This is a genomic window from Companilactobacillus furfuricola (assembly GCF_003946325.1).
GTDB classification, from domain to species: domain Bacteria; phylum Bacillota; class Bacilli; order Lactobacillales; family Lactobacillaceae; genus Companilactobacillus; species Companilactobacillus furfuricola.
In genome coordinates this window covers 1-15,313 of sequence record NZ_RHNT01000058.1, presented here as the reverse complement: position 1 = coordinate 15,313, position 15,313 = coordinate 1, and the positions used below count along the sequence as shown (strand labels likewise).

Here is a 15,313-nt window from a genome sequence, read left to right as displayed (position 1 = left end):
AAATCCTTGTGCTTCCAATGCGTTTTTTCTATCTCTTAAACTCATGTTTATTTACCATCCTTGTTAGTTGTTCGTGTCAGTCTTGCCGTAGGTGTTTTCGACTGTGTGTCTTTAACCAAGGCGCCAGGTATTACACTTAAAATCTTTAAAATAATCGGGTCTTCGATTTCTGATTCTTTGTACTTTCTTCTGATGTCTGTAACTGTTTGAACGTATCGACTTCCCAAATGTTGAGTTCTGATAACTAAATCACAGTTACCATTTACAACGTTGTAGTACTTTTCTTTTAATGCTGGTGCAGGTACTGGATTATCATTTGAATCTGTTTTAGTAACCTCACGACTGATATAAACAACGTTCATTTTTAATGCCTTTAGATCGATAACCAATTCTTGAAGCATTGAGTTAAACATTGAATAACCTTTTCCATATGGAATATCAGACAATGATTTAACGTTGTTTTCCATGCATATTGCTTGCTCAATCAATACAGTCACATCTTCAATAACATCAATGACCACTGTCTTGAATGAATGCTGTTCCGTCCGCAAAGCTAAAATATACTTATCTAAAATATCGATAACTGATTCTGTAATTTTGCCTTGTGCATTAACTTTGTTTTGTAATGCAATGGTAGGTCGAGTACCAGAATTTTTTTCATTACCGTCAGTACTAAATACGATAGAATCTGGAAAGTATGAAGCTAAATAGCTTTTTCCACTCATAGTGGCACCCCAGATAAAGAAGTTTCTGGGCGTGTTGTGTGGTTGGTGTGGTTCGTTTTTTGGTAGTATAGTCATTTAACTTCCTCCTCGTGTTTACTATTTCTTTTATTGTTTGCTTGTACTTTCATAGTGACCCACCGGCAATTTGACGGTTCATAATTCCCATCTACATCTATTCTGTCGATTGTTAGTCCATGGTTATATCCGTTATTAGTAGCCCATAAATAGAAAGAATAGAATGAATCTTTCCACTCATCACATACCGATATTCCTCTACCACCCCAATTTTTATAACCTTTTACTTTGGGATTATTACACCGTTGCTTCATCGAATTCCAAACGTAGTAGAGCTTTGTATGTGATTGTTCGTGCGTTGATTTAAAAGCTAATTTATTCAAATTTTCCTTTTCAAAACATCCACATGATTTTGTAGCACCAGAAATTAAGTGGTCTTTTCTAACTACTTTTGTATTCCCACAATCACACTTGCATTTCCAATATATCCACGTTCCATAAGGCTTATGAATTCTGTGATCAAATCCAATTACTTCTAATCTTCCGAATCTCCGTCCGGTTAAATCTAATAAAGCTCCTATTTTACCCATCCCCTGTTCTTAGCTTGATAAAATATCCATCCATTCTTGTACCCGTGAAATCGTGCATATGCTTTAATTTCTTCATAACTAGTTAAATCTTTAGGCTTCTTATCAGCTATATTTCTAGTCAAACTATCATTCATGATCAATTTAGCTTTACGTAGCCGTTCCTCTTTTACCTTTTCAAGTTTGGCATCTTCTACTACTTCAAGTTCCTTTTCTTCGGTAAGCTCTGCGCCACAGAAGGGACACACATCTTTTGTTCTATAAAACGTCATGAAACACTTCGGGCAAACCGTCACTGATTTAACATCAGTACGACCGCCAGTTGAACCGGATTTCTTTGAACCCGTCAATTTCCAGTCACGTGGCTCTGTTGGTAAACCAAATCGGTTTACATTTCCAACGTGATCAATGATGATTGCCGTCTTGCCTTCACGTGGGTTCATACACCGCATAGCGAATTGCAGGTACAACGATAGTGACTGCGTAGGACGTAGCATAATTACTACATCTACATTCGGCAGATCTAAGCCTTCCGTGAAAAGTTCAGCATTGGTTACAACCTGTATCTTTCCGTTTCGATAATCTTGAATTATCTGGTTCCGCTCGTCCTTTGGTGTTTTACCACTGACAGCCTTAGCAGTAATGCCATTGCCATTTAATTCACTTGCCAATCGTTCAGCGCTAGCCACGTTGTATGCATATGCGATAGCCTGCTTGTCCCCTGCTAGTTTCTGGAATGTCTTCACAGCGTTGCCATACACCTTAGGCTTGAACGCCTGCTCAATTGATTTCTCGTCGAATTCACCGTTGCGCTTTACTTTCAATTGATCAACATCCAACTGTTTTGGTGCGTAGTAATCGACTGGTGCTAGAAATCCATCCTTGATTAATTGTTTTATTGAGTTTCCTAGTATCAAATCGTCTGCTACTTCTTCAAATCCTTCGCCGTTTAAGCGATATGGTGTTGCTGTGAATAACAATTTCAAAGCCTTAGGAAAGTTATCAAGTATTCGTCTATAGCTCTTAGCAAGCACATGGTGCGCCTCATCAACAAAAATTATTGATGGTGGTTCTAATGTGTCCACATGTCTTGTTATGGTTTGTACCATTCCAATTTTTGCCAGTGACATATCAACACCTTGTTGTTTGAATGTCGAAATTACTTGGTCAACGATCTCTTTACGGTGGACAACAAACAAAATACGGTTGCCCTTGTCTGTTGCACGGCGGGCGATTTCAGCCATCAAAACCGTTTTTCCAGTTCTAGGGAGGAGACTGTACAATGATTGAACGGTTGCCTTTATCAAACGAAGAATAAATCTTGTTTAGTTCTTCTAACTGGTAATCTCTCAATTTGTACAATCTTTATCTAATCCTTAACGATTCCGTGCGAACTAGCTCAGCGCCTGGAACGTCTTTTCCTTCCTTGAGCATTTCTTTGATACGGTCTGTGTCTGGGGTAACAGTCGTTTTATTTAAGTAAGCAGGTATCTTCGACTCATCAGGAATACTGAGTGATGGCTTATTACCTTGAATATTGATAGTGAATAAATCATTTTTAATTTTTTGTTTTCCAATTAATTCCATTGATTCTTGAAGGTTTGCCTTTAACCGTTTTTGACTATTTTCAATAGTTTGAATTTTTGCTTTTAATCTTTTGGTTTCATCAACGAACGGTTGAATTTCTCCTTTTATCTCAGAAATTCTTTGATCCATATTCTTGATAACCTTTGCATAATTGGTAGCTTTTACTTCAATATCATCACCAATTGAGTCCATGGTGTCGTGATATAAAGTTGGATCAGTGTCTTCTGCATATTCTAGTAATTTCAAGTAATTACCAGTTAATTCATATAATGTGGCCATTATTTTTTCTCCTTGATTTCAACGTGTTCAATTGAATATTCAACGAAGCGATTAACAATTTGGCGAATAGGTAAACCAGTTTCTGCTTTCAACTCGACAATTTTTTTGTAAAGATCACTGTCAATGAATACGGGCTTTGAATAATTTTCTTGTGCCTTTGGTTGTTTTTCTAAAACTAATTTTTCTTTGTTCATAATTAACGTTCCTCCGTGTTATAATTTGAATGTAAATTTATTTTATTCTGTTCGGAACTCTTAGCTATTGCAGTGGTTAAGAGTTTTTTTGTATTCTGAAAGCCTAGCTTCAGCTTCATGCTTCTGTCTGACTACTATCCAGTAATCATGCATAATGTTTGAATACAGATTTTCGTGGTGTGCTATTCGATCTCTGAACATTTCCCACTGATACCTTGCATAATATGCGTCAGTTATCACATCCATTACGTTCACCTCCTAATAATTATTAATAAGTTCTTTTCATATACTTTTTAGTAAATAGAGAGTACTGTTAACTTGTGATCTGATGAGCGAAATTTATTTGTTAGAATTAACTACCTTTTAAAAAAGCAGAATACAAATGGGTCGCCTCCTGTAGCTATCCAGTTTGTCAGATCATTTGTTACCTCAACTTGTGGCTCCTTTTAATTAAGGAGTCTTTTTATTTTTTCATCTGTATAACCTCCTAAATATTCCATTGATACTTTAAAAATCTGTGCAAGCGTGTGGAAGTCGTCAATCAACATTGGTACATCTCCACGCTCCCAGCCATGAATTGTGGAAGGACTGACATGAAAATATTCAGCTAATTGTTTCTGATTTATAGATTGTTCTCTTCTTAGTTCTTTAATCCTGTTGTTCATCACCATCACCTCTCTCTGGTCTAGTTAGTGAACCGTATATTGAATAATAATTATTAAAAGAAAACACAGAACGGAACTTGCCTGCAAGACCATGGATAGGATATTTAATAATCTTTCGTTTTTATCAAACCAATCAGCTATTTTTTCCATAATTAACACCTCCGTTAGAGTTGTCTGTTAGATATAATTTCCTCGACAACAATCTTTAATGCATCAACTTGATTCTTATTAAAAATAATTTTTGCAATATCTCCGTCTTTACAGACTATATTTTCTTCACTATCTAAATATAAATTTTTATTCATAAGACACCTCCGGGTGTTTATTTTTTTAGCAAAATAACTTCATAGTTATCAGGCATGCTAACTGGTTCACCGTACTTCTTTACTAGTTCCCAGTCTCGATACTTTCCACATTCAAGAATCTCTGGACTTAGTGCCAACATCATTTCTAGATGTCTAATCTTTTTCTTTAACTCTTTGATCTCATCCATCATTCAAACCACCCGTTCATGAATTTTTTAGCTTTGCTACGTGCGTGAATCATCACATATCTAGTAATCAAAACACTTGATAGCATTGTGGTCATGAATACTACGAATAAAAAATCTAGTGATACTTTAATCATCATTAATACCTTCTTTACTTTTAGATAATTTCAAAGCTTCATTGCATGAAGAATTTTACTTAGATTCTTGTAAACAAGTTGCAGAACATTATGGTTTAAAGGAATCGATGTTTGACCAGAAATAATTGAACCTTTGAACCTTACGTTTTTTAAAGTTAGCTCATCTCCGCATGAGTTAGCTTTTTTTATTTTTCTCATTTAGTCCTCCTACAAGTCGAAGTCAAAGCACTCTTTTATGAAATTTCTGACTCCGTGATATTTAGTTAGTAAGTATGTAATTGCCCACACTAATGCTGGCAACCATATAATTGCTGGTATTGATATGCTTCTCATAAAACTTTGCTCCTTAAGAATTAATTTCAGCAAAATTATCTTTCATAAATTTCTTGAATCGTTTCGGCTCAAAGCTCCAATAACGTCCATCATCTAAATCGGAATAGTGAACGAAACCACCATTTTTGGAATCTAAAATCTTTTTAAACTTGGGAACATACAAGATTTTTTGTTTGAACCAATCCATTTTGTGGTTGTATCGTTGTTCAATGTCTTTAGAAGTCCACCAACGCCCATCATCTTTTAACGATTGGTATTCATTAAATTCTGCAGTTGAAATAATGACATGATCATCTGGTACTTCAATCACAATTTCAGCCTTAATAGTTTGTGGCATTGGCTAGACCTCCTTCAACAAACCCTTGATCAATAGCCCATTGTGTTGCATTACCGTGTTCATCAATGAAGTTAGCTTCAATAAGTTTTTTATATAACTCTGCTTTACTTAAATTAAATCCTTGTTTTCTTGTAAACTTGTAAGCATCTTCCACTAAAGGTGGATAAAAAATATTAGTCATTAGTATTCGTTCTCCCAAACTTTATTTTTAATAGCAAAATCTTTAACTACAGCCATATAGATTTCTTTAAGTCGCTTGTCACCATCAATTACATCCAGCTTATTAGTCTTATCTACTTTGCTTCTTGACATCCCATTTGCCAGTCGATTTTTCTTCAAATTTGTAAGTCGAATCTTCAAATTAGCTCCGGCACGTCTATCAGTTTCAGCGTAAGCATCACTACCAACTTCTTTGTAAGCTCCGTAACCACCTTGAGCTAAAGCAATCTTTCTAATAATTGATTGAGAAGTTTTACGCCAGTCAGTTGTGTTCAATGAAACAATTTCAGCGATATTATCAACTTTATGATTAAGTTTCTTATTTTCTAATTCATTAGCTGCCACCGTTTTGAAAATTTGATTGAACATTTTTAGTTCTGGGCTTAGTTCATTAACATCGATTTGATTTTGCTTATATTCCTTTTCGACTTCAATAAAATATTGACGTGCTTGTTTACCTTTATCGTTTCGTTGAATCATAGAAATTTCCTTCGCCATATCCAATGTCATTGCATGATCTGTTTGTGGTCTACCTCCAGAGGGGTTTTGGACAATTTTGTCTAAAACTGAATAATCAATATTTTCATTAAATCCATATTCAATCATCCGACTAAACCATTTTGCATATGGTGTTTCAATATTTAAAAATTCATGTAAATCTCTTCCACTTACTAAAATGTTTCCTTGTTCATCTGTACTTGTTGGTATTAATTGATTCATTATTTCTTACCTTCTTTTTTTATAGATTTAAAACTCGTGCTACTTGTTCGCGTAGTTCACGTGACTTAGGTGTCATGTCGCCTTTAATAGCTCTATTCAATTGTTGTGGATTAGCATGAATCAATTCAGCCAATTCTTTTTGAGTCATATCTCGATCAAGCAATGCGACCTTGATTGATCGTTCAACGTCATGCGCTACTTTTGCGAATTGTTGTTCTGGCATGTAATCAGCTCCTTTCTATTGTTATAATTTGATTAATTCATATATATTCGAGGTGAAAATAATGGATAATTACGATTATTTAACTAAAGGTGCCAAAATTACTTTGCTGAAACTTTATAAAAATTACTTAGACAAAATAGATTCCTTTGCTGACAGAGAACTTGCAAAGCAATTTGGAGGTTCAGATGATATTCATAAAAACATTATTAAGGATGAATCTATAAGTAACATTGACTCCTACTGTCACGAATTAAGTGATCAAAAGCTTTTAGATATCACAGTAGCTGATGATTTAGTTTATATTTCAAGCCTTACAAATCTTGCAATCAATATTATGGAAAATAGGTTTTCCAGAAATGCTGCTAAAGTTTTAAATGCAATAGTAAAAATTGGGAGTGTTATATAATAATCCAATCGTCAGCTAAAATATCTTCGGCTGTTGGGTTCCATCTCTTACCTAGCTGTTTCATATTGTCTTTAGGCACGATAATAAAACAGGCAGAAGTATTAGTGGGAACCATTATCATTTGCGGTCCAGGCATCCACTTTTTTCGTGAGATGCCTTTTTGCTTGTCTTTAGCTTCAATAATTGCATCTTGTATTTTCATATCTTTCACCTCCTCTAAATCTTTGTCTTCACTGTCTGATTTAAAATCCCGCTTCGGATAAAATTTTCAATCCTTTGTCTTAGTTGACAAGGGATTTTTTAATTCCATTGATCTTTTGTATAAATAGTCGTTTGCATAATATAGGACATCGTTCATTTCCGAATAACTTAAATCTGTATTTAATAATTTTTCGGTTACTTCGCTAAAAGCATCAACAATACTTTTTGGCTTATTACCAATACTCAAAAGTACCTCTCTAGAGTCACTTCGATGGTGTACTGGAAAATATTCATGCATTTATCTCACCTCCTCTATTGTTTAATTCGTTCATCAAGTTGTTGACTAATCTTAAACTATAGTTTAATATGTAGGCATAACAAATAAGCAATAAACAAGGAATCTCCTACACACTCGCCAAAGTTATTAGTTGATAGCCTCTGTTTTTTTGTTGCTTAATTACTTGATGAATTAATAATATAACTATAGTTTAAAATAGTCAACATATATTGTAACTATAGTTTAAATTAATTTGTCATATTAGGAGAGAATGCTTATATGGCAATGTTTGATCGAATAAAAGAAATTTCAAAAAAACGTGGATTAAGCTTGGCACAATTAAATGACAAAGCTGGATTTAAACAAAATGTTATATATAGTTGGAAATCAAAGAAACCTTCTATCGATAAAGTAAATACTGTTGCCGATGTTCTCCACGTCTCAGTAGATTACCTCCTTGGTAAAACTGACGACCCAGAACCAAGCAAAAAAAATAAGCCTACCGAAGTAGACTTAGATGATGATGTGATTATGACATTCGAAGGGAGACCTATTCCTCCTGAAGATATTGAATTAATGAAACGCTTGCTGCGAGGTGGAAGAAATGATAAATAGTGTAACTAGGAAACTAATGGCAATTGCATACGATAAGGGCTTCTCTGTAATCTTAGATGATAAATTTACATCTCATACGCCCTCAGCAGCTAATCCTTTTACTAATACAATTGTTATTAATGAAAATTGGTATAAACCTGAACAGCTTTCATTTCAACTAGCACATGAGTTAGGCCATCTTATCAATAAAGACAAGACTAATGTGTGCCTCTACTTTTCTCCTTCTAAGTCAGGTATCGAAGGAAATGCAAATAGAACAGCCATAAGATTATTGTTACCTCTTTATTTAGAAGAAAAAGATAAAGAACAAGTAAATATAACTAAATTCATGAATGATCTTGATATGCCCCATTATTTAGAGGATATGGTTGAAAAAGAGATTCTAAATTATTATGATTAAAACAAATATATATTTATGGGGGAAATATTATGAAGGATAAGAAAGTTAAAAAAGCGTTTTACAAAAAATGGTGGATTTGGCTATTGGCTGCAATAGTTATAGTTTTACTTTATTTTATGTTCAAGCCACAAGAACATCTTTTTTTAGATGTGGATAAAGATACTGTAACGATGAACAAGAAGTCACATGCAACTTTTAAATTTCAGACTAATAAAGGAAATAAATTTACTGTTTTCGATTCAGATGGTGAAAAAGTTTATACAGACACAGCGACAGGCCAAAAATGGGAGACCCTTGAAATGGTTAGAGCCGGAAAATATAAAATTACCGTCTATAGAGATGGCGAAAAGGAATCTAAAGGGTTTACAATAAATCCTCATGAAACAGTCAATAGTGAATCAAATAATGATAGTAGTTCCAACATTTCTTCTTCAAGTTCTAAGTCAATGGCTTTTGGTAAAGGTGATATGGTTGGAAACAGTAATATGGTTGCCACAATTACGGTTAATTCAGTGCAAAGGGTTGATCCATCAAATGATATGGTAGTTGATGTTTCAAGCAACTATTCAGGTATGCAGCAATATGTCATTGTTAATTATACTGTTAGTTCTGTTAAGGGAGACATTCCACTGGATGATTTTGATGGATCAGAACTATCTGTTGCAGATTCCAACGGAACAATTGGTACTCAATCATCCAACAGAGATAATGGTGTTCCGGACACTCTTTCAGAAGGACAAAATGTTAATTTAAGAATCGGCGTCGGGCTAAAACACTCAGGAAATGAAGTAACAATCAAATTTAATGACTTGACCTGGAAGGGTCAAATCCAGTAATTTCAACAAAAATAAATTAAGTCTCAAGTAGGCTTATTTATTTTTACCAAAATTAGGAGGTGTGATTATGCAACTATATAAACGAAAAGCAAAATGGTCTTATCGGGTTTGGTATCGGGATGAGAATGGTAAAAAGCATTCAACATCAAAAAGTGGATTCGGTACAAAAAAAGAAGCCCAAAAAGCAGGCGAGGAAATTGAACTTAAAGGGTTACAATCTGGTATAACATCAAAAGAAAATGTTACTTTTTCCGATTATGCTTGGCACTGGATCAAGATCTACAAGAAAGATCATATAACACCCCACAGTTATTATATTTATAGTCAAATACCTAAATTAATCAATAAGACATTTCATGAAACAAAACTAAAAGATATTTCAAAAATGAATTATCAAACCATGCTTAACGAGTATGGAAAGGATCATGTTCGTGAAAGCGTATCAAAACTTAATAGTAGAATTCGTGCAATGGTAAAGGACGCCGTAGAAGAGCGAATAATATACAGTGACTTCACGTACAATGTTAGTATAAGTTCACAGATTAAAAGTAAAAAACCTGATGCAAAATACATCAACGAAGATGAAGCCAAACGATTAAAAGAAAATTGCATGAAAAATTTAAACATGCATGCAATTGTCAATTACGAAATCATATTTGCGCTGCTAACTGGTTGTCGTATTGGTGAAGTATCTGGATTGACCTGGGACAATGTTCACTTTCGTAAGCAAACGGTATTCATTGAGCATGGCTTCAACTACGATCAAACTCAAACATTTAAAAAAACAAAAACAGAAACCTCAGAGCGAGAAATTAAAATATCCACAGAATTGATTTCTATACTTAAAAAATTAAAAAAACAACAGCAGGAGCTTTTCATTAAACAAGGATATCGAGATGAGCGTAATTTAGTATTTCTAAATAGTAATCACAAAATAATTTCAGATAACGCAGCTAATAAAGCTCTTAGAGGCAAGCTAAGCAGTCCTGATGTTAATGCTGACAATATCATTACTTTTCATGGATTAAGGCACACACATGCTTCAATTTTGATTTCACACGGTGTTGATGTGTCTTATGTATCACAAAGATTAGGACACAAGAATATAGCAATCACGCTTAACACCTATTCTCACTTACTTCAAAAAGCAAAATTACAACAAGAAGAAAAAGCACTTAATGTATTAACGGAAAATTTGGGGTAATGGATAACGTCACACAAATGTCACACAAGCTGATTAGAAATACCGTAATATCAGTATATACAGTCCCCTTAACATTCCCATACGGGTGATAGTTGAGTTTTCAAGAGCTGTCATATTGTGTAAAAGCACTGATATGACAGTTTTTTTGTACCTTCAATATTTTTCTGCATTCTTTAGTGTTTCAACCAAATAGTTTTTAAATGAAATTCAAAAATATAGCAATTGAAGGGTATCAACAATATTAAAAATCGTATATCAGATATTTTATTATCCCCAGCGCTGTTCCAAATAAACTAACGTGGATCAAACATTAACGAGGTTAAAAATGACAGATAAACTCACTGATGCAAAGAAAAAAGCTAATGAAAAATGGAACGATAACAATAAAGAACGAATGAGATACTTGCGTTCCCGTTCCAGTGCAAAAAGTTTCATCAATAACCGGGCAACAATGGACGATATAAAGGAACTAAGACAGTTACTTAATGATAGAGAAAAAAATATAGAGCTGAAAAAAAATGCCGATATCTAGTTGAATAGATGCCGGTATTTTTTACTCTAACGAACCTCTTGCAGATGTATTTAATGTTTTACTTATTACCACCAGCAACTATGCAAAATGGATCAATATCTTGATCAGCTGAAACTTGGATCTATATTCTCTGACTAATCATCTTTGAATTAACCGATCAATTCCCCCAACTACGCTAATTTTCAGCGTAATTTCAACTATTGCCGATAGTTCAATACATTTTTTAATACATTCATATTTAAAGTGATTTTATAGCACAAATGCACCCACAACTCCGGCCAAGAGACCAAAGGCAAATACTAATGCTGCTGTTACTCCTAAACTCTTCCAGCTGAGTACCGGTTTCAACAAGGCTAGTGAAACAATACTTACAGCCGGCAAGGTCATTAATAAGGCTGCTGTTGGACCACCTGTTAAACCTAATGCCATCAATGCTTGGATAATGGGAATTTCGCCGGCTGTTGGGATCACGAAGATCGTACCAACCAATGCGAATAGTAAGATTGCTAATGCTCCACTACTCAATCCCCCTTGAATAGCAGGGAATAATACTCCTTCAAATGTCCCTAATAAAAAGACAATTACAACGTATGCAGGAATACTATCGATGATCAAAGTATAAAAAGCTTTCCACCAGCGCTTGAGCAAACTTTCTGGATCTTCTTCGGTTGGATCAAAGTCAACGCCATCTGGAACTGCAACTTTCTTTTGGCCAGCCAATTTACCGACCAACGTGGCGATGACAATGACCATGGCGATACCAAAGATCAATCTAAAGAAGGTAAATTTCCATCCTAAAACTAATCCCATAAAAATCAAGGTAGCTGGATTTAACAATGGATTAGCTAAGAAGAAAGCCATGATGCTGTTGACTGATGCCTTTGATTTAGAAAGGCCAATGGTTACTGGTGCTGAACAACAAGTACACATCATTGTCGGTACGCCCATCAACGTTCCGATCATAGTATTTCTCAATTTGGTTCCTCCCAAATAACGACGGACCCAACGAACTGGGATCAATACTTGAACTAATGAACCAACAATGATGGCTGCAGCTAAAGCTTTCCAAACCGACAAAAAGTAAGTGATCGTAAATGTATAACCAGTCTGAAGCGATACCCCCGCAGATTTCGCACCAACACCAGCGATTATTGAATCACCTACTGAATGAGTTGAAGCGGCTGTGATTGCTTTCCCGTAATACGGCCACCATTTTACATAAAAAATACCAGCGATCAAAATTACAAAGAACATTACAGCAAAAACTATTTGCTGCTTATTACGATTATTCGAAACTTGAGTTTCCATGATATTTCTCCCCCCTGAAAATATTTTTGTGAATCCCCTTTCACGGTGTTTAGTATAAAGTACTTTCAATCTGTTGAAGAGAATACTATCAATTCTTACGTAAAAAACATGACTTTGGAATTAAACAAGTTACACCGATCTATCAAAACTAACATTGTTTTGATCAATGATGGTTCTGATGATCATACGCTGGCTCGTTTAATGAAAATGCAGCACACATTAGCCAGCCCTCACACTAATATTTACGTTCTTAACCGCGTTTTACCCAATGCTCGAACTGGTAAAGGCGGCGCTTTGAATTACGGCTTGAACTTTATTCAAAATCTCCCGACAAAGTTTGACACTACTCATACGATCATTGGGATCGTCGATGCTGATGGCTTCATTTCCGCTGATCATATCAAAATGGTCATCGGAACTTTCGAAAACAATCCCGTGGGTATGGTTCAGACTGCAGTATCAATGAATTCAACTTCTCATAATTGGCTCTCAAAAATGCAAGATGTGGAATTTCTCGGTGCAAATTCTTTCATGCAAGAATGTCGAAACACGATCGGGCAAGCGATTGCTTCTGGCAACGGTCAATTCACGACTTTGAAAATGGCTGAATCCGTTAAGTGGGGTAACTCATTGTTGAAAGATTTTGAATTTACTATCCGTGGACTGCTTCAAGGATTTAAAACGATTTTCTTGCCACAAGCGATTGTCTATCAAGAAGCTGTTCAAAAATTAGTTCCTCTTTGGAAGCAACGGATCCGCTGGTGCGAAGGTTCGATGCAATGCTGGGTCAAGTATTCCAAACAGCTCTTTTTATCACCACTAGTAAAAAATATCGTCAAGACCGATATGTTGCTATTTTTGACGATGCCTTTTGTCAGTATGATCTTAAACGTTGCCAACAGTGTATCTGCATTCATGCAGTTTAATAACATTTTTAAGCAAAAACTATTACCTGTCGTTATGGTCTTTATTATCGTCTTGATGTTTACCTTGTTCGTTTGGTCATTGATCGGCCTCGAATACCATCAAAATGACCACCAGCGCTCAGTCTTTACTTGCATCTTCTTGTCATGGCAATGTATTGTTTATAACTTTATTTTGTCCTACATCCCTTACTTTGCTTTCTCATATTTAGTAACCGGACATGTAAAGTGGGATAAAACCGCTCACGCTCAAACAGCGCATGCCACGAATTAATTAGGAGGGACTTTATGAATCGTTCTAAGACAAGTTTTAAACATAGTATTCAGCAACCAAAGCATTACCGATTCATCGGCCATACTAGGAGAAATAACCTAGTCAGCCCTGGATTCCCTCTAAAGAAATCGATCCACGACTTACTAGGATCTCAAGGACGCCACGATAAATTTACAAATCAACCAGGTACCAAAGAAAAAAGTCCAACTACGATCCAAGTCCTAAAGTTTATTTGCCAAAGTATTAGCGTAAGTGTTGCGGTAATACTAGTTTTACTAATGGCGATCGCCACCTGGAACAGCAATCAATATCTGGCTTTGAATCCGTGGATGACTTTATCGTTCATCTTAATATGTGCTCTGCTTTTTGCAGTAATATACGAGCTTTCCAAATGGCTCAAAGATAAAACGCTCTTTCTCTTCATTGCGATCTTGCTATTACTATCAGTTTTCAAATTAATATTTGTGATGTTTTATGCTATTCACCCAACAACTGATTTCTTTAATTACCATTACTTTGCTTTCCAACACGCTTCAGGTGGATTTTGGACAAAAAAAATGGTCGGAACTAACTTATTTTTCCCCCATGTGTTGAATATCGCAATTATGTTCTCGATCCCCTATTCTTTGATTGGAACCAATTACGCAACTGCTCAGCTATTTAATATCTTCCTGACCTTTTTTGACAGTATTTTTATTTACATATTGGGCAAAAGGTACTTTAATAGACAAGCTGGCATGATGGCGTCATTGATCTTCTCATTGATACCGGCTTATTATCTTTATTCAATTTTAAATGGAGCCGAGCCGATCTTCTTAACGGTCGTTTTAGCGTTGATGATCTCCTTTGATACCTTCATGAATCGCAAAGAAGATAGCACCTTAGATCAGTGGGTAGCAAGCTTTAGAAACATGGCACTTTTAGCCATCATCGCCTATATGATCCGGCCAACAATCGGCATTTGGATCGTCATGGGTATCATCTATTTGATCTTCGTTCGTTATCCATACAAACTTTCACTCGGTTTCAAATTGACACGTAGTGCTTACTTTTTAGGATTGATCTTTCTATTTATGCTATTTGCTAGTTTTTCAACGACGATCTATAGCCACATTTACCAGTTACCTATCCAAAATAGTTCGATCAATACCCGTTACAGTCTAGCAACCGGCACTTCTGTAAAAACCAATGGAATGTACAATTATCGGCTGTATGATCAATTAACTAAGGATGAAAAATCTGGTAAATCAACTAATCAGATCAATCAATTGGCGAGTCGCCAAATGGATGCTCACATTAAAAGTAATTTGCAAGAAATTAAAAATGGTCCTGGCTGGCTTAACTTTTTGAAACGTAAATACGCCAACTTTGCTGATGAAAGCTACGGCTATGGTTGGGTTTACAACAATACGTATTCCAAAAATAAATTTATAACTCAATATTCGGATATCCGATATCCTTTTGAAACATTTTCCACGATCTTTTTTGAATTCATGTTGATCCTTACCAGTATCGCAATGGCATTTATTTTCATTTTTGAAAGAAAAACCGCCAATCCATTAATATCAACTAATAATATTTTTTATTTATCGTTGATGATCAACGGCTTTATTTTGGGATCAATGATCTTTGAAGTACAAGGTCGATATCACGTGATCTTGTACTTACCTTTAACCCTGGCCATTGGCAGTATCGCTACTTGGTTGACTAAAAAGAAATCATTGACAAATAATTAAAGTGAAATTTAATGAGAATGTGACATAAGTGTTCTCTGTACAATAAAAAATGGACGAAAACCGATTTTTGGTTTTCGTCCATTTTTTGTT

At 35.2% G+C, this 15,313-nt stretch carries 25 protein-coding genes; 8 read left to right on the top strand and 17 right to left on the bottom strand.

Going from position 1 to position 15,313, the window contains the following annotated elements; translation table 11 throughout:
- Nucleotides 1-47: 47 nt before the first annotated feature.
- The 14 genes from EKM78_RS10915 to EKM78_RS10870 all read right to left on the bottom strand — a co-directional run bounded on the left by EKM78_RS10915 (nt 48) and on the right by EKM78_RS10870 (nt 6,511).
- Entirely contained in the window at nt 48-800 is a 753-nt protein-coding gene (locus tag EKM78_RS10915) for an AAA family ATPase (RefSeq protein ID WP_125772183.1), read from the bottom strand.
- On the bottom strand, nt 797-1,330 hold the full coding sequence (locus tag EKM78_RS10910; protein ID WP_125772181.1) for a hypothetical protein: 534 nt from the start codon (nt 1,328-1,330) through the stop codon (nt 797-799). The genes EKM78_RS10915 and EKM78_RS10910 overlap by 4 nt, the downstream gene beginning before the upstream one ends.
- Complete coding sequence (locus EKM78_RS10905) at nt 1,318-2,571, bottom strand: DEAD/DEAH box helicase (protein ID WP_125772187.1); 1,254 nt, start codon at nt 2,569-2,571, stop codon at nt 1,318-1,320. The genes EKM78_RS10910 and EKM78_RS10905 overlap by 13 nt, the downstream gene beginning before the upstream one ends.
- 121 nt (nt 2,572-2,692) lie before the next feature.
- Nucleotides 2,693-3,193, bottom strand: coding sequence for a siphovirus Gp157 family protein (locus EKM78_RS10900; RefSeq protein WP_125772179.1), 501 nt, complete (start codon nt 3,191-3,193; stop codon nt 2,693-2,695).
- Nucleotides 3,193-3,387, bottom strand: coding sequence for a hypothetical protein (locus EKM78_RS10895; protein ID WP_125772177.1), 195 nt, complete (start codon nt 3,385-3,387; stop codon nt 3,193-3,195). The genes EKM78_RS10900 and EKM78_RS10895 overlap by 1 nt, the downstream gene beginning before the upstream one ends.
- Before the next feature lie 446 nt (nt 3,388-3,833).
- Nucleotides 3,834-4,052, bottom strand: a complete 219-nt coding sequence (locus EKM78_RS10890) for a helix-turn-helix transcriptional regulator (RefSeq protein WP_164507318.1) — start codon at nt 4,050-4,052, stop codon at nt 3,834-3,836.
- Between the two features lie 24 nt (nt 4,053-4,076).
- Nucleotides 4,077-4,202 carry a hypothetical protein gene (locus EKM78_RS13335; RefSeq protein ID WP_281273630.1) on the bottom strand — a complete coding sequence of 42 codons (126 nt, stop codon included), beginning with the start codon at nt 4,200-4,202 and terminating at the stop codon, nt 4,077-4,079.
- A 14-nt stretch (nt 4,203-4,216) separates the two neighbouring features.
- Complete coding sequence (locus EKM78_RS12830) at nt 4,217-4,357, bottom strand: hypothetical protein (RefSeq protein WP_164507317.1); 141 nt, start codon at nt 4,355-4,357, stop codon at nt 4,217-4,219.
- A 17-nt stretch (nt 4,358-4,374) separates the two neighbouring features.
- Nucleotides 4,375-4,545, bottom strand: a complete 171-nt coding sequence (locus EKM78_RS12825; protein WP_164507316.1) for a hypothetical protein — start codon at nt 4,543-4,545, stop codon at nt 4,375-4,377.
- Nucleotides 4,545-4,682, bottom strand: a complete 138-nt coding sequence (locus EKM78_RS12820) for a hypothetical protein (protein ID WP_164507315.1) — start codon at nt 4,680-4,682, stop codon at nt 4,545-4,547. The genes EKM78_RS12825 and EKM78_RS12820 overlap by 1 nt, the downstream gene beginning before the upstream one ends.
- A 343-nt stretch (nt 4,683-5,025) precedes the next feature.
- Nucleotides 5,026-5,349: a DUF771 domain-containing protein gene (locus tag EKM78_RS10885; protein WP_125772173.1), complete on the bottom strand. Its 324-nt coding sequence runs from the start codon at nt 5,347-5,349 to the stop codon at nt 5,026-5,028.
- Nucleotides 5,333-5,530 (bottom strand): hypothetical protein, encoded by a 198-nt coding sequence (locus tag EKM78_RS10880; protein WP_125772171.1) that lies wholly within the window; start codon nt 5,528-5,530, stop codon nt 5,333-5,335. Before EKM78_RS10880 ends, EKM78_RS10885 begins: the two co-directional genes overlap by 17 nt.
- On the bottom strand, nt 5,530-6,288 hold the full coding sequence (locus EKM78_RS10875) for an antA/AntB antirepressor family protein (RefSeq protein ID WP_125772169.1): 759 nt from the start codon (nt 6,286-6,288) through the stop codon (nt 5,530-5,532). Before EKM78_RS10875 ends, EKM78_RS10880 begins: the two co-directional genes overlap by 1 nt.
- 19 nt (nt 6,289-6,307) lie before the next feature.
- On the bottom strand, nt 6,308-6,511 hold the full coding sequence (locus EKM78_RS10870; protein WP_125772167.1) for a helix-turn-helix domain-containing protein: 204 nt from the start codon (nt 6,509-6,511) through the stop codon (nt 6,308-6,310).
- A 61-nt stretch (nt 6,512-6,572) separates the two neighbouring features.
- Between EKM78_RS10870 and EKM78_RS10865 the strand changes: the two genes are divergently transcribed.
- A complete protein-coding gene (locus tag EKM78_RS10865; RefSeq protein WP_125772165.1) occupies nt 6,573-6,917 on the top strand; it encodes a hypothetical protein in 345 nt (114 codons plus the stop codon).
- Here EKM78_RS10865 and EKM78_RS10860 read toward each other — a convergent pair.
- Nucleotides 6,910-7,119, bottom strand: a complete 210-nt coding sequence (locus tag EKM78_RS10860; protein ID WP_125772163.1) for a Thoeris anti-defense Tad2 family protein — start codon at nt 7,117-7,119, stop codon at nt 6,910-6,912. The genes EKM78_RS10865 and EKM78_RS10860 overlap by 8 nt on opposite strands.
- Before the next feature lie 66 nt (nt 7,120-7,185).
- Nucleotides 7,186-7,416 (bottom strand): hypothetical protein, encoded by a 231-nt coding sequence (locus EKM78_RS10855; RefSeq protein ID WP_125772161.1) that lies wholly within the window; start codon nt 7,414-7,416, stop codon nt 7,186-7,188.
- A gap of 258 nt (nt 7,417-7,674) precedes the next feature.
- Here EKM78_RS10855 and EKM78_RS10850 point away from each other — a divergent pair, with 258 nt between their 5' ends.
- The 5 genes from EKM78_RS10850 to EKM78_RS10830 all read left to right on the top strand — a co-directional run bounded on the left by EKM78_RS10850 (nt 7,675) and on the right by EKM78_RS10830 (nt 10,982).
- Nucleotides 7,675-8,010, top strand: a complete 336-nt coding sequence (locus EKM78_RS10850; protein ID WP_125772159.1) for a helix-turn-helix domain-containing protein — start codon at nt 7,675-7,677, stop codon at nt 8,008-8,010.
- A 16-nt stretch (nt 8,011-8,026) separates the two neighbouring features.
- The gene (locus EKM78_RS10845; RefSeq protein WP_211334368.1) at nt 8,027-8,410 is read left to right on the top strand and encodes an ImmA/IrrE family metallo-endopeptidase; all 384 of its coding nucleotides are present in this window, start codon (nt 8,027-8,029) and stop codon (nt 8,408-8,410) included.
- Nucleotides 8,411-8,439: 29 nt separating this feature from the next.
- A complete protein-coding gene (locus tag EKM78_RS10840; RefSeq protein ID WP_125772155.1) occupies nt 8,440-9,246 on the top strand; it encodes a hypothetical protein in 807 nt (268 codons plus the stop codon).
- A gap of 67 nt (nt 9,247-9,313) precedes the next feature.
- On the top strand, nt 9,314-10,450 hold the full coding sequence (locus EKM78_RS10835) for a site-specific integrase (protein ID WP_125772153.1): 1,137 nt from the start codon (nt 9,314-9,316) through the stop codon (nt 10,448-10,450).
- 325 nt (nt 10,451-10,775) lie between these two features.
- Nucleotides 10,776-10,982 carry a hypothetical protein gene (locus EKM78_RS10830; protein WP_125772150.1) on the top strand — a complete coding sequence of 69 codons (207 nt, stop codon included), beginning with the start codon at nt 10,776-10,778 and terminating at the stop codon, nt 10,980-10,982.
- Nucleotides 10,983-11,231: 249 nt separating this feature from the next.
- Here the strand turns inward: EKM78_RS10830 and EKM78_RS10825 are convergent, their stop codons facing one another.
- The gene (locus EKM78_RS10825) at nt 11,232-12,290 is read right to left on the bottom strand and encodes a permease (RefSeq protein ID WP_125772148.1); all 1,059 of its coding nucleotides are present in this window, start codon (nt 12,288-12,290) and stop codon (nt 11,232-11,234) included.
- Nucleotides 12,291-12,398: 108 nt separating this feature from the next.
- Between EKM78_RS10825 and EKM78_RS10820 the strand changes: the two genes are divergently transcribed.
- Nucleotides 12,399-13,487 carry a glycosyltransferase family 2 protein gene (locus EKM78_RS10820; protein ID WP_125772185.1) on the top strand — a complete coding sequence of 363 codons (1,089 nt, stop codon included), beginning with the start codon at nt 12,399-12,401 and terminating at the stop codon, nt 13,485-13,487.
- 14 nt (nt 13,488-13,501) lie between these two features.
- Nucleotides 13,502-15,223 carry a glycosyltransferase family 39 protein gene (locus EKM78_RS10815; protein WP_125772146.1) on the top strand — a complete coding sequence of 574 codons (1,722 nt, stop codon included), beginning with the start codon at nt 13,502-13,504 and terminating at the stop codon, nt 15,221-15,223.
- Nucleotides 15,224-15,313: the final 90 nt, after the last annotated feature.